The following is a 23,427-nucleotide window of genomic DNA, read 5'->3' on the forward strand; positions in this document are numbered from 1 at the left end:
GATTCCCTTGTCGCCATTGCGAGAGACCATGTCCGGCAGTTTCGACCGCATCCGCGTCCTGATCGTTGAGGACAATGCGCACATGTCGACCATCCTGCGTACCATCCTGCAGGGGTTCGGCGTGCGCACGATCGTGGAAGTGCGCGATGCCGCCGATGCCTTTGAGACAATGCGTGACGTCAATCCGGATTTTGCCCTGGTCGACTACATGCTGGGCGATCTGAACGGGCTGGAATTTACCCGGCTTGTGCGCACCGCGTCGGACAGTGCCAACAAGTATCTGCCCATCGTCATGGTCACCGGTCACACGGACCGCTCCAAGGTGATCGAGGCGATCAATGCCGGTGTGAATGAATATCTCGCCAAGCCGGTCCGCCCGGTTGATCTTTTCCACCGCATCTCGGCGCTGATCGAGCGGCCGCGCCGCTTCATCAAGGCCCCGACCTATTTCGGACCGGACCGCCGCCGCCGCCAGGACCCGCGCTATGCCGGCCCGTGGCGCCGCGATGGTGATGACGAGAAGTCATCCGCGAGCTGACACCCGCCCCGTCGCATCAGGCTAATCGACCGCCCGGTCCGTCACGAGGACCACACAGGTGGGTTGGTCGCCCATCGCCTGCTCCAGTTCGACAGCGACGGTTACAGCCCTCAGCTCTGAATCATCGACCGTGCAGGTGACGGACGTGTCGGGCGCCCACTCGAATTCGATCCGGATCGTGTCGCCATAGGGCAGCAGGAAGGTGATGATGCCGCTCAGCGCGTCATCGGGGTTGATACTTCCGGCGCTGTAGAAAGCCGTCTGGTGAGGCTCGATGGCGGTCCCCGCCAAGGGCGGCTGGCCCCATTCCCCGCTGGTCAGCTCGGTGAAGCCGAGCTCCAGGGGATTCTCACTGTTCGACTGGATATCGAAGCTCAGGCTGCGCGCAAACTCTTCCTGCAGGCGTTTGGCTTGCACCGGTTTGGGCGTGTCCGGACCCGCTGTTGGCGCTTCGGCCTGGGCGAGCGGTGTGGACGACAAGGCGATGGCAAGGGCGAGCATGGACAACATGGGGATCTCTCTTTGTTTGGAGCCCGGAAGGCTTGCATGTCTGCCGCTAAATCTTCCTGAACCGACGTCCATTGGCTGGACGCGGCGTGCGGTCAGCTTCCCTCAAGCGCTGTCTGTTCGACCTCGACCCGCCGGTAAACCGAAAACACGATCACGGCCTCTTCCGCTCCGACCGCCTTGCGCTTGCGGATAATGGTCGAGAAATCGGCATTATTGACCAGCAGGTCCGGGCCGAGACGGGTCAATTCCTCACGCAGGACAAGCGCTGTGTCGCAACTGAGCGGGGCGCCGCACCCGGAGCGGCAGGCGATGGCATCGGCCTCGCTCAACAAGGCCTGCATGCGCTGAGCCGCGACCGGATCTCCGACCAGGGCACGCCCATAGGCATCGAAACGGACCTCGTCGAGATGATAGAGAATTCCCCACTCGCTCTGCATGTGGCTCTCCGCACAACACGCCCTGAGTGTACCCGTTTTGTTCCGTCGCTTCAAGCGGCAAGCCGCGAAGGTGTCAAAGGGCGGCGAGGGCCGCCTTGATCTCGGCCTCGGTCGAGCACCAGCTCGTGACGAAGCGGGCGGACCCGTCCGGCCATTGGTAGAATTGGGCGCCGGCCTTGCGCAGCCGGGTGGCGAGGGCGTCGTCCAGACGAACGAAGATTTCATTGCCGTCGACCGGGTGCAGGACGTCTGCGCCGTTCCGGGCGGCAAAACCATCGGCCAGTGCCCGTGCCCGGGCATTCGCCGTGCGCGCGAGATCGAGCCAGAGATCATCCTTCAGCCAGGCTTCGAACTGGGCCGCCATGAAACGCATTTTCGGCGCCATGTGCCCGGCCCGTTTCTGACGCGCCTGCAGCTCCTCAAACCGGTCCATGACCGAGGGGAAGAGGATGACGGCCTCGGCGCCCAGGGCACCATTCTTGGTGGCGCCGAAGCAGAGTGCGTCGACACCGGCCTTCCAGGTCAGCTCGGCCGGGCTGCAGCCGAGTGTGACCAGGGCATTGGCGAAGCGGGCGCCGTCCATATGGACGAAAGCGGGGCGTTCCTTGACCCGGCGGGCGCGGTCTTTAACCTCGGACGGCGTGTAGGCCGTACCGCTTTCGCTCAGATTGGACAGGGACAATACCCGCACCGGGCTGGTGTGGACGAATCCTTCGGGGATCTCGCCCAGCGCCCGATCAAGCGCGCCCAGGCTGATCTTGGCATGATCGCCTTGCAGCGGGATCAGCTTGCCGCCTCCGGTGAAGAATTCCGGCGCCCCGCGCTCATCGCGATGAATATGCGCCTCATCATGGCAAAGAATGGCGCCGTGGGACGGACACAGGACGGACAGGGCCAGCGCATTCGACGCCGTGCCCGAGACCGCAAAGAGGACTTTCAGATCGGTCTCGAAAATCTCCTTCAGCCGCGCCTCGACCCGGGCCGAGATCGGGTCGGCACCGTAGGACGGAGCGAAATCGCGATTGGCCGCTGACAGCGCGTCGATCAGATCAGGATGGGCGGGGGCGGTGGTGTCGGAGAGGAAATTCATTCCCGTAATGGACAGATCAAGCCACGCCGCGTCAATCGCCGAAGGCGGGGTCCGGCACAAGCGGCGGCAGGGTGTCGCGCATCTGGTCAGCCGAGGACGTGAAACGGGCAGACGGATCGGCCAAGGTCGGCTGGCCACCCAGATCACGGCCGGGAAAACCGTTTCGTGCGAATAGCGCCTGGATCTGCTCCGCGGTCATCTGCGCCATGGCGGCGCGACCGCGGGCGATATTCTCCTCGCTGGCATATTGCAGCATGGGCAGGCCATCGCTGGCCATGAAAGGCGTGCAAGCCAAGGCTCGACGATTGGCATCTGATGTCGACTGGCAAAAGACCGAGCGAACGGCATATTCAGTACCACCGCCACCGCCCGGGAAGGGTATGGCCGCCCGGTCATCATTGAAGGGATTGGTGTCGCTGAGAATGTTTGGCGCTTCGTCGCCACCGGCGGGCTCAGGGCTGACCTCGGCCAAGTGTTCTGCGGCGGGATTGGCAACCGGTTCCGGTGTGGTCTCCGGCGAGACCTCGGGCGCGGCGTCGGGCTCTACCGCGTCTTCGATCTCTGAGACTGGTTCCGGGTCAGGTTCAGTCACCGGCTCAGGCTCAGGCTCCGGCTCGATGACCGGGTCCGTGACGAAGACGATATCGAGCACGTCGGGTTCGGGGGGGATCGCGTCAGGTCTCGGCATGAAGATCAGGCCGGTGACGATCAATGTGTTGATGGCAAGCGCCATCGCGCCGGCGGTCAGACGGCGACGCAAGGCTTCGGAAAGGGGCGTCAAAAACACCACGCCCGGTCGTTCCTCTCGCTCGGCCCCCGCCGTCACGCATCCTGCTTAGACCAGTGCGTGAGGTGTGACCAGACAGGCCGACGCAAAAGTGTCGACTCAGAGCCTTGCGGCGGGTTCGGCCCAGACGACATAGCGCTCTGGCCCGGGCACCAGGCTGCCGAAGGGCCAGCAGGTCACGAGGGCGAGCCGGGTCGGGCCGAGCGCCGGTTCGATGCCGGATCGTGCGGCGTCCACCACGTCCATGCCGGTGACACGATAGCGCAGCGGCGCCTGGCCCGCCTGCTCGACAACGATGAGATCACCCGGCCGGACCGCTTCGAGAAAGGCAAAATGCGTGTCGCGGTGGGCGGCGATCACGCTGACGCCCGGCTCACCCGGCCGGGCCGAGGCCCCCAGCAGTGTCGGGCCGAAGGCCAGGGCTTCACTGCCGCCATCCGACAGGATGATGGCGTGTTCGCCGAGAGACGGGACGGAGAGCCGCGCCACGGGCCGAAAATCGGCCCAGGGCCATGGTGTGGACGCGGACTCCCCGTCGATTGCGCGGGTCCAGGACTGTGCGAGGAGGACCTGCGCAATATCGGCCTTCAACCCCAGCCAGGCGCCTTGTGCGAAGACGAGGCATCCGGCGGCCAGAAGGCCGAGGGCGAGGCGGTGTGTCGGCCTGCCGATCACCACAGACGCTCCCCGCGGCGCGTGACCAGCCAGATCAAAGCGAGGATCATCATCAGGGCACCCAGTCCCATCAGGATCTCGCGCGGTGTCGCGGTCGCCGGCAGGGCCAGGCCATTGGCGCGTTCGGCTTCACCGCCGGCGACCGGCGCGGCGAGCCGGGCAAACAGGCGGGCGTCAGCCCTTGCGTGCTGAACCGGTGCAGCCTCGCGCTCGCGTATCGAGTCGAAATCCCAGCCTTCCGGGGTCATGACCGGGACATCGCGCGCTGCCAGCGGGGTGCCATCCGGACGGGCCGGCGTGACGTCGACCGCAACCAGGCTGGTCAAGCGAGAGACTAGGTCAAAGTCGAGAGCGGTTTCCAGCACGGCTGCGTCAATCTCGGCCTGGCTGGCGCCCTGGAAGCGGCTTTCCTCGAGGGCCCGGATCCGGTTGCGCCCGAACAGGGCGGCAATGCCCTGACCTTCGCGGGCATTGGCGAGCGACAGGGTTTCGCGCCACATTGAACCGGCCAGCGCGCCCTCGATGACCATCACGCCGTCGCGTCGGCCCAGCCGGGCGGTCAGGGTGACCGGTTCGCCATGATAGAGGTCAGGCAGCGGTGCCGGCCAGATCTCGCTCAGCGCGTCCTCCGGGAAGAGGGCATCAAGATCGGTCATGACCGGCCGCTCCAGGGCCGTGAACAGCGCTTCCATGCGGGCTTCAACCTCGGAAACCTGGCCGATATGGGTGAAGGTGCCACGGCCGAGGCGGGCGGCCCGACTCATGAAGTAGGCATTTGGCGCGGACCCGATCCCGACCGGGAAGAGGCGTGAACGGCCCAGGCGGTCATTGATGGCGGAGAAGAGCTGGGCTTCATTGCCGATCGCGCCATCGGTGAGGAAGACGATCTGGCGCACCCGTTCGTCAGAGTCGATGTCCGCATCACGCAAAGCGGCATTGAGCGCCGGCAGCATTTCCGTACCGCCCTGCGCCTCGAGCCGGCGGGCGAAGGCGAGCGCCCGCGCGATATTGCCGTGGCTGGCCGGGACCGCTTCGGGGAAGAGCTGGTCCATCGTGTTGTCGAAGCGAATGACATTGAAGTGGTCAGTCGGTTCCAGGCGTTGCAGGGCGGTGATGAGAGCCGCGCGGGCCTGACGCATTGATGCGCCGCCCATGGAGCCGGAATTGTCGATCACGAAAATGGTTTCGCGGTCGCGGCGCGCAATGGCATCGCTCATCTCTGCCGGTGGCAGGACCTGGGCCAAAAGATAGGTCTCGCCGTCCCATTCCTCGATGAAGAGGGCGGCGCTGGCGGCATGCGGGTCGGCGGGGCGCCAGGTCAGTACGAAATCGCGATTGGCCGGGATCGGGCCGGCGGCCAGCGAGACGCGGGCGGTCTCGTCCGGCAGGCGCTCAACGAGAGTGGCGTGATAAAGGCTGGCCACCTCGCCGAGCGTAAAACCGGCATCGAGTTCGGCGGTGATGGTGACCGGCAGGCGCAGCTGGTCGCGCGGCTCAACGGACGGATGCAGGATGGGCGGTGTAATGCGGGCAACGTCCGGAACGGCGGGACTGTTAGCCAGCCCGGTCGAGGCCAACAGATAATCGCTGCCCTGCGGAATGTAGCGCGGGGTCAGGCCGAGCGGCTGGCGAAGCTCGTAACGTCCGTCCGAATAGCGCGCAACGCTCTGGTATTCCAGCTGCACGATGATGGTCTCGCCCGGGCCGATATTGGCAACCGAGGTGGTGAACATGTTGGGGCGTTCCTGCTCCACGAGGCTGGCGCGCTGACCATTGCGGCGCGCGGTCTCATAAGTGCGGCGGGCCTGCTGGCGCTCCTGGATCTCCCCCTCGATGAAACGGTCACCGACCTGCATGCGCAGCCGGTCGACGCCGCTATCCTCGGGCATGGGAAAGACATAGGTCGCCTCGACCCAGGCATCCGACGGGTTTTCAAAGCGCTGGGTGATCGTGGCACGGACCACCGGGCCGGAAATGTCGAAGGCGATGTCGGTGGCGACCATGGGCGCGGGAATGTAGCGGCCCGGTTCGATCGTGCGGATCAGCAGCGCGCCCTCATTGATCTCGGAGAGGCGGACCAGCTGGCCTTCGTCAATCTCGCCGGGCGCCGGTGTGTCGGCCCGGGCATCTGACCAGAGCAGCAAGGTGGCGGCGAGTGCCGCGACGGCGAGGAGAAGCCCGAACCAGGCTTGTGACCCGGCTGTCTGGTGCGTGCGTGTGGTCGCCATGCGAACCTCCCCGATATGTGCCGGCCGCCCCGTTCTGCGAGGGTGTTTGCGGAGCGACCGGCGTCCCTGTCCACGGTCACGCTGGTCCCCGATCACGAAGGTGACAGGGCGGTAATGCGGCGATTGCGGGGAGAATTGGGGCGATGTCAGGGCGGGGCGTATCGGGGCGAACCGGGGTGAGGCATGCAGAATTGCTGCCCCCCATGGGCGATCTTGCATAGCTGGGGGATTGGCGTGCCGGGCGAGCGGGACTAGGCTTTTTGCCTCCAGCCGAGCTCTACCGGGACATCATCATGACCTTTACGCCGTCCGCCGCGCTTCAGCGCGTGAAACCTTCCGCCACGCTTGCCGTCACCCAGAAGGCACGGGAACTCAAGGCGAAGGGCATTGACGTGATCTCGCTCGGTGCCGGTGAACCGGATTTCGACACCCCCGACCACATCAAGGATGCGGCGATCGAGGCGATCCGCCGCGGCGAGACGAAATACACCAATGTTGACGGTATTCCGGAACTCAAGGATGCGATCATCAAGAAATTCCGGCGCGACAATAACCTCGACTACGAAGCCAACCAGATCCATGTCTCCACGGGCGGCAAGCCGGTCATCTACAATGCCCTGCTGGCCAGTCTGAATGCGGGCGATGAGGTCATCATCCCGGCGCCCTATTGGGTGAGCTATCCGGAAATGGTCAATCTGGTGGGCGGCACGCCGGTGACGGTGAAGGCCGGTATCGAGACCCGGTTCAAGATCAGTCCCGATCAACTGGCCGCCGCCATCACGCCGAAGACGCGCTGGCTGATCCTCAACTCGCCATCCAACCCGACAGGCATGGGCTATACGCGCGGTGAGCTGCGGGCCCTGGCTGATGTGCTGCTGGCCCATCCGCATGTCTGGGTGATGACGGACGACATGTATGAGCACATTGTCTATGAGGGCTTCGAGTTCGCGACCCTCGCCGAGGTCGAACCGGAACTCTATGACCGCACCCTGACCATGAATGGTGTGTCCAAGGCTTATGCCATGACCGGTTGGCGCATCGGCTATGCCGGCGGGCCGGCGGCGCTGATCAAGGAAATGGGCAAGGTCGCCTCGCAGACCACTTCCAATCCTTGCTCGATCTCGCAATGGGCGTCGGTGGAAGCGCTGAACGGCAATCACGATTTCCTCGCCGCGCGCAATGCGGCTTTCCTGCGTCGCCGGGATCTGGTCCTGGCGGACATCAATGCCGCTGAAGGCCTGGTCGCTCCGACACCGGAAGGCGCTTTCTATATCTTTGCAGATTGTTCCGGCGCGATCGGCAAGACAGCGCCGGATGGCAGTGTCATCAAGACTGACACGGATTTTTGCGCGGCCTTGTTGGAGGCCGAAGCCGTTGCCGCCGTGCCGGGCGTCGCATTCGGGCTCGAGCCGGGCTTTCGCATCTCCTACGCCACCTCCGACGAGGCGTTGACCGAAGCCGGCAAGCGCATTCGCCGCTTCTGCGCGTCGCTGCGCTAATTATAGAAATTATCAATGTCAGGGCCAATAAATCCTGATTTGAATTATGGAGGTGGGACGCCTACATAGAACAGGACGCCGCGGCATGGCCGCACGCGAATGACAACAAGGAGAATGATATGAGCATCAATATGGGTCTGTCCGACGCACAACGTGAAGCCATGGCCAGCGCTGTGACCGCCGTCCTGGCAGACACGTATGCGCTCTACTTCAAGACGCATGTCTATCACTGGAATGTCACCGGACCGCGCTTTCACGATCTGCACGCCCTGTTCGAGACCCAGTATAACGAGCTGTGGATGGCGACCGATGTGATCGCCGAGCGCATCCGCGCCCTCGATGTTGTCGCTCCGCGCTCCTATGACGAGATGTCCAGCGCCGCGGCGATCAAGTCCGGCGGCGAGGCCAAGGACGCCAATGACATGCTGCGTGACCTGCTCAAGGGCCATGAGACAGTTGTTGCCACGATCCGCAAGGCGCTCGACCTGGCCGGCGAGCATGGCGATGAAGCGACCGCGGATATCCTGACGCCGCGTCTCACCGAGCATGAAAAATCCGCCTGGATGTTGCGGTCCACAATCGGCTGATCTGTCGGATCGGTTCGTTGACGAGAGCCCCGGTGCCTGGCGCCGGGGCTTTTCTCTGGGCGCTCGGCAAAAAAATGCCCCGGCTCTGGGGAGAGCCGGGGCAGTGATTGTGAAGCGGGCCGGGGAAGCCCGAAAAAGATGGCGCCGGGTCCTAAAGGGGAGGAGAGGGACCCGGCGCGATGTTGCGCGCCCAAATGGGGAGGAGAGGCGCACAAAACTCAGATGGGGAGATCTGAGGAGCGGCTGTTCGCCGCGTCGGGTGTGTATATGGGCGATTTGCGCTGATGGCAGAAGTGCCATGGCGGCATGTCAGTTATGCAGAAACGCGAGGGCTGAATGCTTTTCGTCATGCATTGCTGCATTGTTGCCATAATTGGCCAGGACCAGGCGCAAAACCGGCGTGATTGACCAATTGACCCGTCTGTCAGCTCTGCCAGCGGCGCGCCTGTTCGATCAGGAAATCGCGAAAGGCGACAATCCGGCGCGAGCCGCGCAATTCGCTGGGATAGACGAAAAAGACCTCGAAATCCGGCCCGTCGAGCTCCGGCAGGACACGGCTGAGTTTCTGGTTCTCGCGGGCGACATAGTCGGGCAGGGCGGCAATGCCCATGCCGGCTTCCACCGCTTTCATGACCCCGTAGATCGTATTGACCTCGATCACCGCCGGACGCGGCGCTGCGTCGGGATCCCGTCCGGCCTTGGCCGCCCAGTCCAGACCCGGGATCGGTGCCAGCTGGGGCGGGCCGTAATAAATGATGGCGTGATCATCGAGCTCGGCCGGCGTCGCGGGCGCGCCCTTGCGGGCGATATAGTCATGGCTGGCATAGAGGTGCTGGCGCACGGACAGCAGCTTGCGCTGGACCAGGTCATTCTGTGTCGACGGCCAGGGACGGATCCCGACCTCCGCTTCCAGCCCGGCCAGGTCGAGTTCGTGGTCGTCCAGCATGAGGCGGATGCGGATATTGGGATATTCATCGTGAAATTCGGCGAGACGCGGCGCCAGCCAGATCGCACCCAGCGCTGTGGGCGCCGTGACTTTTAGCTCGCCGGACGGTTCGTCGCGGGCATCATGCACATGCGCTTCCGCGATCGCGACCTTGGAGGCGATCTCATGCGCCGCGCCGTAGAGGAGATTGCCCGGTTCGGTGGGAATCAGGCCACGGGCGTGGCGATGGAAGAGGGTAACGCCGAGATCGTCTTCCAGCGCCGCAATCTGCCGGCTGACAGCCGATTGCGACAGGCCGAGCATCTCGGCAGCCTTGGTCAGGGACCCGGCCTGCGCCGCCGCATGAAAAGTCTTCAGCTTGTCCCAGTCCATGCCCCGTCATCTCCCCGTACGGAATCGGTTTGGGGCAGTCTATCCGGAAAAAGGCGAATCGCGAGCCTGCTACTCGGTGCCGTCCTGATCCCCGTCCTGAACTTCGTCCTGGTCGGTCTCATTCGCGCCTGGCTCGCTGGTGTCGAGCGTTGGCAGGTCTACCGTGAAGACTTCGCCGTAACGGCCCTCGCGAAGCAGTTCAATTCGCCGGTGCTGCACGGCCGACATCAAGATGGCGGCATTGGTTGGCATGGTCGCGCAATTGGCAACCACGCCGGTTTGCTGGGTTTGTTCGGCATTGTTGAAACCGAATGAGGTCATGGTCGACGGGCCGGCAACTCCCGTGCAGCGGCGCGAGCCATTGATCATGTCCGCAATCTGCCAGTCGGACACGCGGGCTGACACGGGACGGCCTGGCTCGAGCTGTTCCGCTGTCTCGTCATTGGCGTAGCGGGCCAGGTGCTGACGCAGATCGGTCTCGAAATCCGGGAAAAGGACCCGGGCCTCATCATAGGCTTCGGAGACGCGAAGCTCCCTGTCATTCACTTCAACTCCGCGCAGGGCATTCACGAACTCCCGTGCGGTCTGGTCAAGCTGTTGCCAGACGCCAGCACCGGTATACGCCGAGCGGCGCAGCTCCGGACTGCCGACAGACCCGTTGAAGAAACCGTACATGACGCGCGGATCGTCCCAATTGGCGTAGACGATGTTGTGGCGGATATCATTCAGGCTCAGGCGCTGACCTTCGACTTCGAGAATCTTGGCTTCGAAGACATTCTCGTCCGTGCCGTCGGCCTCCATGCGATTGATCCAGCGGACCGGATAATTGAGCATGGTCTGCTCGATGATCGCGACATTGTAGAGATTGAACCAATAGGCCAATTGCTCGTCCCGATTGAGACGTGACAGGCCACCGATCTGATCCGGCAGCGCCTCGAGATCTTCGCGCTGGTAGGTGATGGCCTCCCGGTATTCATCGTTCAGCACGTGATAGACAACCCGATTGCCTTCATAGCGGTAGCGCGTCGTGTTGGATGTGTTGATGCGGGTTCCGGTCTGAACCGGGCGGGTCCGCTCCGGGTCGCGGTCCATTGGCGGTACGTTGAGGACGATACCGCGCAGGATCACGCTCCAGCCTTCGTGATCAATCACCAGATTGGAGTCTTCATTGGCCTCGGCGAAGATCGAGAAATCCGCCATGGGCTGGGACTGGGCGTCGCTCACCGGGATTGAGGCAATGGCAATCAGGGCGATGCCGGCAAGAAAATAACGACGCATGGGAAAGCTCCAGTCACGATTGCGCCGTTTGGGCGCTTGATTGGGCGCGAAACTAGCGGCAGCGTGTGACAAGACAAGGGGGACTGGCGTTAAATAAATTCCACCTCCCCCTCATCTCACCGAAGGCCTCAGGCGTTGATATTGCTTGATCGGCTGGCCGGATACCGCGCACCCTTGACCTGGTCAGCCAGCGCGTCGAGACGTGCGCGTTCCTCGCCGCCAAGGCCAATTTCGGACCCGCGAAGGTTGGACTCCAGATTGGCCAGCTTGGTTGTCCCCGGAATGGTCAGGATATCCTCGCCTTGACCGAGAACCCAGGCCAGGGCGATCTGCGCCGGCTTGGCATTGTGGGCAATCGCGATGGCCTTGACCTCTTCCACCAGTTCGAGATTGGCCTTGAAGGCCTCATCCTCGAAACGTGGCTGGGTCGCCGCCGAGCGGAAATCGCCCTTCGCCGGCTTGTAGTCGGCCGTATAGCGCCCGGTCAGCAAACCCCGTCCGAGCGGGGAATAGGCGACGAGTGAGGCGCCGATATCGCGAACACCCTTGAGGGGCCCATCCTCGATATCGCGTGAGAAGATCGAGTATTCCGACTGAAGGGCCGAGATCGGGTGCACGGCATTGGCCCGTCGCAATGTGTCGGCGGAGGCTTCCGACAGGCCAAGGGCGCGCACCTTGCCCTCTTCGACCAGCTTCGCCATGGCACCGACCGTGTCCTCGATCGGCGTCTTCAGATCGACGCGATGCAGATAATAAAGATCAACATGGTCGGTTTTGAGAAAGCGCAGGGAGTCTTCGATGGCGCTGCGCATATTGGCTTCCGACCCGTCGACATCGAGAAAGGCGCCGGTCTCCTTGTCACGGACGGGCCCGAACTTGGTAGCGATGACGACCTTGTCCCGGCGGTCATGGAAGGCTTCTCCGAGCAATGTCTCATTGGCACCCATGCCGTAGAGCTGGGCCGTGTCGAAATGGTTGACCCCGGCCTCGATGGCGGCATGCAAAAGGGCGACACCGTCCGAGGTTTCCACGGCGGGGCCGTAGAATTCCGACAGGCCCATACAGCCCAGTCCGATGGCGTTCACGAAAATGCCCGAATGTCCGATTTCGCGTTTCATCATGTTCTCTGGTCTCCCGCTGCTCGCCGCCGTTTTGCGCGACGAGGGTGTTGATGCCTGGCGAGCCGCTTGGCAGCTGGCAAGCTTGCTGCGTGTGAGTGCTCACTCACAGATAGGTGGCGTTGGTTACCCATGCAAGGGCGATCGGGAAATTATAGCGTCAGAGCGTCCAGCTGTCCCAAGCGGCATCAATAGCCGCCTCGATATCGGACGCAGCCCAGTCATGACCGGCTAGCGCCTGTTTCAGCATGGAGATCAGCGGCGGAAAGAAGAAGGCGCGCAAGACATTGGCCGGCAAGGGTTTGATCAGGCCGGCCTGCTTTCCGTCGCTCATCAGCGCCGCAACATGGCGGTAGAAACCTTCATGGGCGACGCCTTCACTGCCCGCGAGCGGGCTTTCGCCGAAGCGCTGTCCATAGGTGAAGGCGGCCGCGTCGGACAGGTAGGCATTCCAGACGCCAAGCCAGAGCTGGCCGAAACGGTCGCGCAGCGAGGCGTCCGGTCTGGTCTCGGCCTGGATGCTCTCGAAAACTTCCTGCTTGAGCTGCCGGTAGACCGCCACGAAGAGCTCGTCCTTGCTCGGGAAATGGCGATAGAGCGTGCCCTCCGCCAGCCCGGTCTTGCGCGCGATCGCGGCGGTGGTTGCCGCGGCAAATCCGTCTTCGGCAACAAGGTCGAGCGCGGCGCGCATGATGCGGTTCCGGGTCGTGCTCAGATCGTTCAGCATGACATCCGGTCTCCCGTCATGGCGCGCCGCAGCGCGAGGGTGTGGCTATTCCTGTGATGCCAGGAAGCGTTCGGCATCCAGGGCAGCCATACAGCCCATGCCGGCAGCGGTCACGGCCTGGCGATAGACATCATCGGTCACATCGCCAGCGGCGAAGACACCCGGAATGGAGGTCTTCGGTGTGCCCGGCTCGACAACCAGATAACCACCATCCTTGGTCTCGAGCTGATCAATGAAAAGCTCGGTCGCCGGGGCGTGGCCGATCGCGACGAAGAAGCCATGCGCCGGAATGTCGGTCGTGGCGCCGGTCTTCACATTCTTGATCCGCACGGCGGTCACGCCGGCCGGATCGCTGTCGCCGAGGACTTCCTCGACTTCGCTGTCCCAGACGATTTCGATCTTTTCGTGCTTGAACAGGCGGTCCTGCATGACCTTTTCGGCGCGCAGGCTGTCGCGGCGGTGCACGAGTGTGACCTTGGAGGCGAAATTGGTGAGGAAGAGGGCTTCTTCGACAGCCGTATTGCCCCCGCCGACCACGACGACTTCCTTGCCGCGATAGAAGAAACCGTCACAGGTCGCACAGGCGGAGACGCCGAAGCCCTGGAATTTCTGCTCGCTCTCAAGGCCCAGCCATTTGGCCTGGGCGCCGGTGGCGATAATGACGCTGTCGGCGGTGTAGGTCGTGCCGCTATCGCCCTTGAGGACGAAGGGGCGCGATTTCAGATCGGCTTCGACAATGATGTCCGACACCATGTCCGTGCCGACCTTTTCCGCCTGCTCGCGCATCTGCTCCATCAGCCAGGGGCCCTGGATGACATCGGCGAAGCCGGGATAATTCTCGACATCGGTGGTGATGGTCAGCTGCCCGCCCGGCTGAAGACCGGCGATCAGGGTCGGCTCGAGCATGGCGCGAGCGGCATAGATGGCGGCGGTGTAACCGGCAGCGCCGGAACCGATGATGATCAGGCGCGAGTGACGCGTCTCGGACATGGTCGAACCTCAAAGTCTTGCAGGGGCGGGGCCCCGAGTCGGGATTGGCCTTCTATATAGGCGGTTGGCCGGCAATTGCCTGCCCGCCAATGCAGCGCGCCTAGTCCGGTTGCTGTGGCAGCAAGGCGCGCACCATTCCGCCATCCCGGCCTCCCGGCCAGCTCATGGTGTCGAACGGGTCGTCGCCGGCTTGTCCGGTCGCGATCAGGTGAGCGGCATAGAGATGGGCCGAACGCGTCCCGGACCGGCAATGCATGACAACGGGGCCGTCGGTCTCCTCCAGCAGGGCTGCGAGCTGTGTGGTCAGTGCCGGGTCTGCCCCGGAAGCGCCGCCGATCGGCATTTCGACATAGCGCATGCCGCGTGCTTCGACCGCCGCGGACAGGTCGAAGGGCAAGCTGGCTGTCTCCTCCCGGGTGCGTGAATTGATCACCATCCGGGCGCCTTCGGCCGCCCAGGCGTCGAGATCAGCTTCGCTGGGCTGGCTGGCCAGCCAGACCGTTTCATGGCGAGCCACAATGGCGCTGTCATCCTGCAGGGTCATGGTCACTCCGATTAGGCTGAGAAAGGCAATGAACAGGGACATCAGGCGGCCCTCCCGGTCTGAGACGATGGCTCGACCTGCACGCGCGCCAGCATCTGATCGGCGACGCGCTGCGTTTCGAGCAGGGGGGTGTAGGTCCAGCGGTCCAGCTCACCCAGATAGGGACGCACGGCGCCACGGGCTTCAAGATCGGCATGAAGGCGGGCAAACTTGCCGGGCGTTCCGCTGAGCGGCAGGACATAGACCGGGGTGCCGGTCGCGCAGGCTTCGACCAGCATATTGGTCGATTCCTCGGTCACGAAGATCCAGTCGGCCGCGGCGAGGAAGGCGAAATAGGGATTGGGACCGTCGCCATCAAAATACCAGACCTGGTCCTGGTCGGCGAAACGTTCGCGGAAGCGGTCCCGGACGCGCTCGGGCGTGCGTCGCGAGACCGTGACCATCAGCGAGAGGTCGCGCGCGAGCAGCGAGTCGAGGCGGGTCTCCAGGTAATTCGCGGCCGCATTGTCCAGCTTGAAGCGTTTTGAATCGCCGCCGATCAGTACGGCGGCGCGCGGCGAGGCATACGCCTCAAGTTCGCGCGAAAAGGCTGACTTTGCGGTCGTCAGCATGTCATGGGTCACACGATTGGGCGAACCGATCATGGGGAGCACATTGGCGCCGGTCAGCCGGTCGTGGCGAGGTGCGATGACAAGGTCGAAATCATTGTGACGGGTCCGCGGATCCTGGACATAGACAAAGACGCAATCGGGAAAGATGCGTCTTTGGCGGCGCGCCAGCGGGATGGCCGCCCGACCGCAGCCGATCCAGATGTCCGGCGTGGACTCGGCGGGCAGGGTGACGAAGCCGTCCTTGCGCGCAACAACCCGTTCGATATGCACTGCGCCCTCGAGACGTGCCTCAAGCGCTTCGGCCAGGCCAAGCGCCTGATTCTCGATGCCGCGGCGGCCATCGGAAACCACCCAGATCGTCATGCCTTCATGTGCGGTGCCGGTCATGGTGCCAGTTAGAATGCGAGCCCCTTCCAGCGTCAAGCGTCCGCTCGCTTGACAGGTGGTGTTACGCATGTCACATCATGTGACACATGTAGCGTCGGAGCAGGAATGGCTCCGCGTCCGAAGCAGGAAGACCGCGAATGACCGCCACCGCCCCATCCCAGGCTGAACTGGCCATACTCAAGCATTTGTGGACTGCGGGTCCGCAATCGGCACGCGAGGTCCAGGACCAGATTGCCGCCCCGACGGGTTGGTCCTACTCGACCACGCGCACCTTGCTGGCGCGGATGACGGAGAAAGGCCTGGTCGAGCGTCAGGGCGTGCATGGCCTGTCCGTCTTCAAGGCGCGGGTCGAGAAAGTTACCCTGATGGGACGGCTCATCCGCGACTTTGCCGCCAATGTCCTCGACATGGATGGCCCGCTGCCGGCCACGACTTTCGCCAATAGCCGCCTCTTCTCCGATGAGGAAGCCGAGGCGCTGACCCGTCTTTTGGAGACCAGCGGCGAGGATGACTCGGGAGATCGGTCATGACCGGCTTGATGGATGCGCTTTTCGTGGGCGCCGCCCTGTCCCTGCTTTCGGGCCTGTTGGCGCTGATATTCGCCGACTGGCAAACCCGCCGCGGACGGACCGGAACCCGGCTCTGGCGCGCCGCTCGCTGGGCAGCCCTGGCGCCGCTCGTGCTAGCGCCGATCATCTATTTCATTCCCGAATCCACTATCGCGCCGATGCATGCGCCGCTGCCGGACGGACCGGCGACGTTCGGACCGGCCTTGGCAGTCGCCGACGCGCCTTTCGATCCGCTGGCCGCGTTGATGGGGATGGATTGGGCGCGGGTCCTGGTCGCGCTTTATGGCCTCGGCCTCGTCGTGGCGCTTGGCAGGGCTGCCTTGCGTCATATGCGGCGGGCCAGCCTCGTTGCTGGCAGCCGTCCGGCCCCGGACATGGCCCAGGATTACCTGTCCATTCTGGCCTCGCGTGTTGGTGTGGAGACACCGGACTTCCGGCTGCGCGACGGCTTGGCGTCGCCGATCCTGACCGGTTGGTCGCCCATCATTCTCGCCGATCCCGGCCTGCTCGATGACACCGCCGCCAGCCGCTACGCGCTGACCCATGAACTGGTTCACCATCGCCGCGGCGATGAGCAGGACCGGCTGCTCGGTGCAGCCCTGATGGTCGGGCTCTGGTTCCATTGGCCGCTGCGCCGCATCGAGCGTGAATTGCATGAAGCTCGCGAGATCGATTGTGACGCGGAAAGTCTGGAAGCGCTGGGGGGCGCAGAGCGGAAGCCCTATGCGGCGACGCTGATCACCATGATGCGGAGCCCGGCCCAACTGGTGTCGGCCTTCGGTCCCGATGACAGGAGACATCGAGAAATGCGTATCAAAGCCATCCTTTCTGGCCGCTCGGCCCGCCCGTCCTCGCGCCTGGTTGCCGTCCTTTTGGCCGGTGTGTCGGTTCTACCCGTCGCCTGCGCCCAGGCGGCGCTGACCGATCGCACCCAGCTGGCCGTCGATCTGAACAATCCGGGCGACAATCATGTCGTGCGCTTCCACGCAGCGCCGCATGGCGAGGCCAATGCTGATGGTGATCATGAGCTCCATTTCAGCGACGAGCTCCACGAAGAGCACGCCTTTGGTCCGGACACCGACCTGCATGAACATGACGGCGCTGATGGTCACAGGGTCTTTCGCACGGAAGATGGTCGCACCATCATTTTCGACGAGGCCGAGCTGGACGAGGATGGCAATCTGGAAATGCCGTTCGGCGATGCGGATGGCAATGTGATGTTCATTCCCGAAGCGGGGGAGGGTGAAGTCGTCTTCTTCTCGGAGGATGACAGTGAGGGGCGCGAATTCGCTTTCACCGACGCGGCCGGCAATACGGTTCGCTTCGACGGCGATTACGCGGTCGAATGGCGCTCCGAAGACGGTAATTACGCCCTGCGTGAAGCGCCGGAGGCCCCGGAGGCGGTAGAGCCAACAACTGAGCCCGCGCCGCACGCCGATGGACACGAGCCTGTGCCTGCTGCCTCACCGGCTCCGGAAGCTGTCCCGTCCGCTGAAACCGAGCCCAAGCCCTCAGATGCGCCGCGCGCGCTGCGCCGCGTCGAGCCGCCGGCACGCGCCGCTTTCACCCATCCTGTAGCCGAGGGACGCGTGACCTCGCATTTCGGCAATCGTCCGGCTCGTCCGGCCGGCGCTCCTGTCTTCCATGGCGGTACCGATATCGCAGCCGCGAGCGGTACGCCGGTCTGGGCGCCCCAGGATGGCGCGGTGATCCATGCCGAAATGGGCTTCAACGGCTCGGACCGCTGGGGCAATACGGTTGTCATTCAGCATGCCGATGGCTGGCAGACCATCTATGCCCATCTCGACAGTATCGAAGTTGAGGTCGGCGATACGCTGGTCGCCGGAAATCAGTTGGGGACGGTCGGCACGACGGGTGCCTCGACCGGTCCGCATGTGCATGTCGAGCTGCGCTACAATGGCGAACGCGTCGATCCGGCAAGCCGGCTGACCGGTCTCCGCTAGACGCGACCGGCTCGGTTGGTTTCAAAAGGGGCGGCCTGCGGACCGCCCCTTTTTTGCGTCGGCGACTGGGGCTTCGACTTGCGGGTATGGCACTGATCATCCCATCATCCCTGCCATCACAAACACAAACCAGATTTTCAACGGTCGGGGATGACAATGGCAGAACGTGAATTCGATATCGTGGTGTATGGGGCGACCGGCTTTACCGGGCGACTCGTGGCCGAGTATCTCGCCGCCGAGCATGCTTCGGTCCATTGGGCCATGGCGGGCCGCTCCGAGGCCAAGCTGGCCGAAGTGCGCGATCTGATCGGTGCGCCGTCCGATACACCTCTCCTGGTGGCCGACAGTTCCGATCCCGCCTCACTGGACGCCCTGGCGTCGAAGACCCGCGCCGTGATCACGACGGTCGGGCCCTACCAGCTCTATGGCGAGCCGCTTGTCGCCGCCTGTGTGAAGGCGGGTACCGATTATGTCGACCTGTGCGGTGAGCCGGCCTGGATGCATGACATCATCGCCGATTACGACAAGCCGGCGCGAGAGAGCGGCGCCCGGATCGTGCTGTCCTGCGGCTTTGATTCCATCCCCTTCGACCTCGGCGTCTATCACCTGCAACAGGCCGCGATCGCAAAGAGCGGTGCGCCGATCAGCCGGGTGAAGGGCCGCGTCCGCAAGATGAAGGGCACGTTCTCGGGCGGCACGGCGGCGAGCTTTGCCGAGACCATGAAACGGGCCGGCAAACAACCGGAAATCATCGACTGGCTGAAAAACCCTTTCTCCCTGGTGCCGGGTTTTGACGGTCCGGAGCAGCCTTCCGGTGCAAAGGTCATCTTCGAGGATGATCTCAATTCCTGGTCCGCCCCCTTCATCATGGCGACGATCAACACCAAGAATATCCACCGCTCCAACGCCTTGCTGGATCACCGCTATGGCAAGGACTTCGCCTATGACGAGATGTTCCTGACCGGGCCGGGCGAGCAGGGCGAGGGCTTTGCCAAGATGATCGCCAATGACAAGTCGATGTCGGAAAACCCGCCCAAGCCGGGCGAGGGGCCGTCCAAGGAAGAGCGCGAGACCGGCTTTTACGATGTCATGTTCACCGGCCTCACCAAGGACGGCGAGCGCATGACCTCCAGCGTCTCCGGCCAGCGTGACCCGGGCTACGGCTCGACCTCCCGCATGATTGCCGAGGCCGGGCTGTGCCTGGCGTTCGATGTAGATCGCGACGCCACGCCGGGCGGCGTCTACACTACCGCCCCGGCCATGGGCGACGCCCTGATCAAGCGCCTGCAAAAGCATGCGGGTTTGACGTTTGCGATCGAGGGGTAGGGGACAATGCAAAACGGCCGGAGCGTGAACTCCGGCCGTTTTCTGTCTGCATCGTTGGCGGCCGGAAACCTACCCCCAGCTCACCGACATGATCTCATAGCTCTTGAGACCACCGGGCGCGTTGACCTCGGCGACATCGCCGACTTCCTTGTTGATCAGGGAGCGCGCGATCGGGGAAGAGATGGAAATCTTGCCCGATTTCACGTCCGCCTCGTCATCGCCGACAATCTGGTAGGTGGATTCCTGCTCGGTATCCTCGTCCAGCACGGTCACCGTGGCGCCGAATTTCACGGTGTCGCCCGACATCTTGGAGATGTCGATGACCTGGGCCCGGGCGAGCTTGTCCTCAAGCTCCTGCACCCGGCCCTCAATCCAGCCCTGGCGTTCCTTGGCGGCATGGTATTCGGCGTTCTCCGAAAGATCGCCATGCTCGCGCGCCTCCGAAATCGCCGCAATCACGGCCGGGCGTTCGATCGTCTTGAGACGTTTCAGTTCTTCGTCGAGGGCGATTTGCCCGGCGACGGTCATCGGGATCTTGTTCATGCGACCACTTATCTTCGGGAAAGAGGAGACAGGCTAGCCTCCGCTTTATTGACCATCAAGAGTAGGTCTGCAGCGCTTGCGGTTCAAGCGCTCCCTCATCGATGCGGCGCAGTGAGGCAATCGCGGCCCGGGCCGCCGAAGCGGTGGTGTAGCAGGGGATACGCGATTCAAGCGCAGATCGCCGGATGGAATAGCTGTCCAGATGCGACTGACGGCCTTCCGTTGTATTGAAGATCAACTGGACTTCGCCATTCTTCATGGCGTCGACAATGTGCGGGCGACCTTCAAAAACCTTGTTCACACGGGTCACCGGAATGCCGGCATCCTCGAAGGTCTTGGCGGTCCCGCCGGTGGCGAGAATGGTGAAACCGAGCATTTTCAGGACGCGCACGGGCTCGACCATGGCGGCCTTGTCGCCTTCCTTGAGCGAGATGAAGACGCCTCCCTTGCGCGGCAGGGCGATGCCGGCGCCGAGTTCGGCCTTGGCGAAGGCGGCTTCGAATGTGGTGTCGATGCCCATGACTTCACCGGTGGAGCGCATTTCCGGGCCCAGCACCGGGTCGACGCCCGGGAAGCGCGCCCAGGGCATGACGGCTTCCTTGACCGAGATATGCTTGGGGGCCGGGTCCTTGAGGCCGAATTCCTTCAGCTTGGCACCGGCCATGACCTTGGCCGCGATCTTGGCGACCGGCTGGCCGATGGCCTTGGCCACGAAGGGCACGGTCCGCGAAGCGCGCGGATTGACTTCGAGCACATAAATCTCGCCGTCCTTGACCGCGAACTGGACATTCATCAGGCCCTTGACCCCGATCGCCTTGGCCATGGCAACGGCTTCGGCCTTGAGTTCGGTAATCACCTCCTGGGAGAGGCTGTAAGGCGGCAGCGAGCAGGCACTGTCGCCCGAGTGCACGCCGGCTTCCTCGATATGCTGCATGACGCCGGCAACCCAGACATCCTCGCCATCGCAGATCGCGTCGACATCGACCTCGTCGGCATCGGTCAGATAGCGGTCCAGCAGAAGCGGCGACTTGCCGGAGACATGGACCGCTTCGCGGATATAGCGCTCGAAACTGTCCATCTCGCGGATGATCTCCATGGCCCGTCCGCCCAGCACATAGGACGGGCGCAGGACCAACGGGAAGCCGAGCTTTTCCGCTTCGGCACGCGCTTCCGCGTCCGAGGAGGCAATGGCATTGGGTGGCTGTTTCAGGCCGAGATTGTCGAGCAGATCTTTGAAGCGGCGACGGTCTTCAGCGAGGTCAATGGCGTCCGGTGCGGTCCCGAGAATCGGCACGCCTTCCGCTTCCAGCTCGCCGGCCAGCTTGAGCGGCGTCTGCCCGCCATACTGGACGACCACGCCCAGCAGCGTGCCCTTCTCGCGCTCGGTTTCGATCAGCTCAAGCGTGTCCTCGATGGTCAGCGGCTCGAAATAGAGGCGGTCAGCGGTGTCGTAATCGGTGGAGACGGTCTCCGGATTGCAATTCACCATGATCGACTCAATGCCCATATCGCCAAAGGCGAAGGCGGCATGACAGCAGCAATAGTCGAACTCGATCCCCTGGCCGATGCGATTCGGACCGCCGCCCAGGATAATGGCTTTCTTCGCGTCCGTCGGATCGCTCTCGCATTCCGCCCCGGTGCCAAAGGCGGGCAGCTCGTAGGTCGAATACATATAGGGCGTGGCGGCGAAAAACTCGGCGGCGCAGGTGTCGACGCGCTTGAAGACCGGGCGCACACCGAGCGCGCGGCGGGCCTTGCGAACCTCGGCTTCCTCGACTTTCACCAGCTGGGCCAGACGGGCATCGGAAAAGCCCATGGCCTTGAGGTCGCGAAAGGCGTCTGCCGTGTCGGGCAGGCCCAGCGTGGCGATATCCTCTTCGGTGGTTACGAGTTCCTCGATCTGGCGCAGGAACCAGGGCTCGTAGAGTGAGGCGCGCTCGACTTCTTCGACATTCAGGCCTTCGCGGAAGGCCTGGGCGATCACACGCAGACGGTCCGGCGTGGGCAGGGCGAGGGCGGCGCGGACGGCCTGCTTGCGGGCATCCAGATCGACCGCATCCTCGACACCGGGAATCTCGATCTCGTCAAACCCGCACAGGCCGGTTTCCATGGAGCGCAGCGCCTTTTGCATGCTCTCCTGGAAGCTGCGGCCGATGGCCATGGCTTCGCCGACCGATTTCATCGAGGTCGACAGCTTGGCCTCGGCACCGGGATATTTCTCGAAGGCGAAGCGCGGAATTTTGGTGACGACATAGTCGATGGTCGGCTCGAAGGAGGCCGGGGTGGCGCCATCGGTAATGTCATTGGCAATCTCGTCGAGCGTGTAGCCGACGGCCAGCTTGGCGGCGACCTTGGCGATCGGGAAGCCGGTCGCCTTGGAGGCCAGGGCCGAAGAGCGCGACACACGCGGATTCATCTCGATGACGACCATGCGTCCGTCGGCCGGATTGACCGCAAACTGGACGTTCGAGCCGCCGGTTTCGACACCGATCTCGCGCAGCACGGCGATCGAGGCCGAGCGCATGATCTGGTATTCCTTGTCGGTCAGGGTCAGGGCCGGGGCGACGGTGATCGAATCGCCCGTATGCACGCCCATCGGGTCCACATTCTCGATCGAGCAGATGATGATGCAATTATCCGCCTTGTCGCGGACGACTTCCATCTCGAACTCTTTCCAACCGACAATGGATTCCTCGACCAGGATCTCGTCGACCGGCGAGGCGTCGAGTCCGGTGCCGCAGATATGGCGGTATTCCTCGACATTATAGGCAATGCCGCCGCCGGTGCCGCCGAGCGTGAAGGAGGGGCGGATGATGGCGGGCAGGCCGATCTCGCTCATTACGGCTTCCGCTTCCGCCATGGAGTGGACGGTGCGCGAGCGCGGGCTTTCCAGGCCGATCTTGTCCATCGCGTCGCGGAAGCGTTCGCGGTTTTCCGCCTTGTCGATGACATCGGCCTTGGCGCCGATCATCTCAACCCCGAACAGGTCCAGCACGCCACGCTTGTCGAGCTCCAGGGCGCAGTTCAGCGCCGTCTGGCCCCCCATGGTCGGCAAGAGCGCGTCCGGACGTTCTTTCTCGATGACCTTGGCCACCATGTCCGGCGTGATCGGCTCGATATAGGTTGCGTCGGCCAGTTCCGGGTCGGTCATGATGGTGGCCGGATTGGAATTGACCAGGATGACCCGATAGCCCTCGGCCTTCAGCGCCTTGACCGCCTGAACGCCCGAATAATCGAATTCGCAGGCTTGTCCGATAACGATGGGGCCGGCGCCAATGATCAGGATGGACTGGATGTCGTTACGTTTGGGCATGGGCGTGGCCTTCTTTTCCCGTGTCGCGTGTCAAGCGCGCGCGCTCGTCGCGACCCTCCGGGGACGGAGTGCCGTGCGAGCGATCAGTTTTGGTGCTGAAGCGGGTACCTATCGCGGAATCGGCGCGATGGCGAGGGGTAAACTGTGAGAATTGGTGCTTTCTCGACAAGTTATTGAAACTGCCCGACTTCACCAGCTCATATTTCATGGTGGCGGCGCGGTGCCGGGGCGGAGTGTGTGTCGGCAATCGGAGTGGTGCGCTCTCTCCCGCCCCGGCGTGAGGGTGGGGCGGATGACAGGGCCAAACGTCAGGTTCCGCGACGGCTGGGGGTTGGGTTGATCACGGTGACGCGTCCGATTGCCGACACATGACGATTCAACTAATATC

The 23,427-nt window shown here is 63.5% G+C and carries 21 protein-coding genes; 6 read left to right on the plus strand and 15 right to left on the minus strand.

Features of this window, described 5'->3' with window-relative positions; genetic code table 11:
• Positions 1-28 precede the first annotated feature (28 nt).
• Complete coding sequence (locus Q0X62_RS05935) at positions 29-538, plus strand: response regulator (RefSeq protein ID WP_297732695.1); 510 nt, start codon at positions 29-31, stop codon at positions 536-538.
• 21 nt (positions 539-559) lie between these two features.
• Here Q0X62_RS05935 and Q0X62_RS05940 read toward each other — a convergent pair whose 3' ends face one another.
• The 6 genes from Q0X62_RS05940 to Q0X62_RS05965 all read right to left on the minus strand — a co-directional run bounded on the left by Q0X62_RS05940 (position 560) and on the right by Q0X62_RS05965 (position 6,265).
• Positions 560-1,048 (minus strand): hypothetical protein, encoded by a 489-nt coding sequence (locus Q0X62_RS05940; protein WP_297732696.1) that lies wholly within the window; start codon positions 1,046-1,048, stop codon positions 560-562.
• Positions 1,049-1,140: 92 nt separating this feature from the next.
• Positions 1,141-1,485 carry a hypothetical protein gene (locus Q0X62_RS05945; protein WP_297732697.1) on the minus strand — a complete coding sequence of 115 codons (345 nt, stop codon included), beginning with the start codon at positions 1,483-1,485 and terminating at the stop codon, positions 1,141-1,143.
• Positions 1,486-1,558: 73 nt separating this feature from the next.
• On the minus strand, positions 1,559-2,575 hold the full coding sequence (locus tag Q0X62_RS05950) for a low specificity L-threonine aldolase (RefSeq protein ID WP_297732698.1): 1,017 nt from the start codon (positions 2,573-2,575) through the stop codon (positions 1,559-1,561).
• A gap of 31 nt (positions 2,576-2,606) precedes the next feature.
• Positions 2,607-3,362 carry a hypothetical protein gene (locus Q0X62_RS05955; protein WP_297732700.1) on the minus strand — a complete coding sequence of 252 codons (756 nt, stop codon included), beginning with the start codon at positions 3,360-3,362 and terminating at the stop codon, positions 2,607-2,609.
• Positions 3,363-3,461: 99 nt separating this feature from the next.
• Positions 3,462-4,037 (minus strand): class GN sortase, encoded by a 576-nt coding sequence (locus tag Q0X62_RS05960; RefSeq protein WP_297732702.1) that lies wholly within the window; start codon positions 4,035-4,037, stop codon positions 3,462-3,464.
• Positions 4,034-6,265, minus strand: coding sequence for a marine proteobacterial sortase target protein (locus tag Q0X62_RS05965; protein WP_297732704.1), 2,232 nt, complete (start codon positions 6,263-6,265; stop codon positions 4,034-4,036). Before Q0X62_RS05965 ends, Q0X62_RS05960 begins: the two co-directional genes overlap by 4 nt.
• Before the next feature lie 293 nt (positions 6,266-6,558).
• Between Q0X62_RS05965 and Q0X62_RS05970 the strand changes: the two genes are divergently transcribed.
• Both Q0X62_RS05970 and Q0X62_RS05975 read left to right on the plus strand, forming a co-directional pair.
• Complete coding sequence (locus Q0X62_RS05970) at positions 6,559-7,764, plus strand: pyridoxal phosphate-dependent aminotransferase (protein ID WP_297732706.1); 1,206 nt, start codon at positions 6,559-6,561, stop codon at positions 7,762-7,764.
• Between the two features lie 119 nt (positions 7,765-7,883).
• Positions 7,884-8,351 carry a DNA starvation/stationary phase protection protein gene (locus Q0X62_RS05975; protein WP_297732707.1) on the plus strand — a complete coding sequence of 156 codons (468 nt, stop codon included), beginning with the start codon at positions 7,884-7,886 and terminating at the stop codon, positions 8,349-8,351.
• A 424-nt stretch (positions 8,352-8,775) separates the two neighbouring features.
• Here Q0X62_RS05975 and Q0X62_RS05980 read toward each other — a convergent pair whose 3' ends face one another.
• The 7 genes from Q0X62_RS05980 to Q0X62_RS06010 form a co-directional block, all read right to left on the minus strand.
• The gene (locus Q0X62_RS05980) at positions 8,776-9,669 is read right to left on the minus strand and encodes a LysR family transcriptional regulator (protein WP_297732709.1); all 894 of its coding nucleotides are present in this window, start codon (positions 9,667-9,669) and stop codon (positions 8,776-8,778) included.
• Positions 9,670-9,738: 69 nt separating this feature from the next.
• Positions 9,739-10,947 carry a DUF547 domain-containing protein gene (locus Q0X62_RS05985; RefSeq protein ID WP_297732711.1) on the minus strand — a complete coding sequence of 403 codons (1,209 nt, stop codon included), beginning with the start codon at positions 10,945-10,947 and terminating at the stop codon, positions 9,739-9,741.
• A gap of 128 nt (positions 10,948-11,075) precedes the next feature.
• Positions 11,076-12,068, minus strand: a complete 993-nt coding sequence (locus tag Q0X62_RS05990; protein ID WP_297732713.1) for an aldo/keto reductase — start codon at positions 12,066-12,068, stop codon at positions 11,076-11,078.
• Between the two features lie 157 nt (positions 12,069-12,225).
• Positions 12,226-12,792 (minus strand): TetR/AcrR family transcriptional regulator, encoded by a 567-nt coding sequence (locus tag Q0X62_RS05995; protein ID WP_297732715.1) that lies wholly within the window; start codon positions 12,790-12,792, stop codon positions 12,226-12,228.
• Between the two features lie 45 nt (positions 12,793-12,837).
• Complete coding sequence (trxB, locus tag Q0X62_RS06000; protein WP_297732717.1) at positions 12,838-13,782, minus strand: thioredoxin-disulfide reductase; 945 nt, start codon at positions 13,780-13,782, stop codon at positions 12,838-12,840.
• Between the two features lie 100 nt (positions 13,783-13,882).
• Complete coding sequence (locus Q0X62_RS06005) at positions 13,883-14,368, minus strand: sulfur transferase domain-containing protein (RefSeq protein WP_297732719.1); 486 nt, start codon at positions 14,366-14,368, stop codon at positions 13,883-13,885.
• A complete protein-coding gene (locus Q0X62_RS06010; RefSeq protein ID WP_297732721.1) occupies positions 14,368-15,324 on the minus strand; it encodes a mitochondrial fission ELM1 family protein in 957 nt (318 codons plus the stop codon). Before Q0X62_RS06010 ends, Q0X62_RS06005 begins: the two co-directional genes overlap by 1 nt.
• Positions 15,325-15,461: 137 nt before the next feature.
• Here Q0X62_RS06010 and Q0X62_RS06015 point away from each other — a divergent pair, with 137 nt between their 5' ends.
• From Q0X62_RS06015 to Q0X62_RS06025, 3 genes are all read left to right on the plus strand, one after another.
• Complete coding sequence (locus Q0X62_RS06015) at positions 15,462-15,854, plus strand: BlaI/MecI/CopY family transcriptional regulator (RefSeq protein WP_297732723.1); 393 nt, start codon at positions 15,462-15,464, stop codon at positions 15,852-15,854.
• A complete protein-coding gene (locus Q0X62_RS06020; RefSeq protein WP_297732725.1) occupies positions 15,851-17,857 on the plus strand; it encodes a M23/M56 family metallopeptidase in 2,007 nt (668 codons plus the stop codon). The genes Q0X62_RS06015 and Q0X62_RS06020 overlap by 4 nt, the downstream gene beginning before the upstream one ends.
• A 156-nt stretch (positions 17,858-18,013) precedes the next feature.
• On the plus strand, positions 18,014-19,183 hold the full coding sequence (locus tag Q0X62_RS06025) for a saccharopine dehydrogenase NADP-binding domain-containing protein (RefSeq protein WP_297732727.1): 1,170 nt from the start codon (positions 18,014-18,016) through the stop codon (positions 19,181-19,183).
• A gap of 69 nt (positions 19,184-19,252) precedes the next feature.
• Here the strand turns inward: Q0X62_RS06025 and greA are convergent, their stop codons facing one another.
• Together greA and carB are read right to left on the minus strand one after the other, a co-directional pair.
• Positions 19,253-19,726 (minus strand): transcription elongation factor GreA, encoded by a 474-nt coding sequence (gene greA, locus Q0X62_RS06030; protein ID WP_297732729.1) that lies wholly within the window; start codon positions 19,724-19,726, stop codon positions 19,253-19,255.
• Positions 19,727-19,781: 55 nt separating this feature from the next.
• On the minus strand, positions 19,782-23,039 hold the full coding sequence (carB, locus tag Q0X62_RS06035; protein ID WP_297732731.1) for a carbamoyl-phosphate synthase large subunit: 3,258 nt from the start codon (positions 23,037-23,039) through the stop codon (positions 19,782-19,784).
• Between the last annotated feature and the right edge of the window lie 388 nt (positions 23,040-23,427).

Source organism: uncultured Maricaulis sp. (assembly GCF_947259345.1).
Classification (GTDB): Bacteria; Pseudomonadota; Alphaproteobacteria; order Caulobacterales; family Maricaulaceae; genus Maricaulis.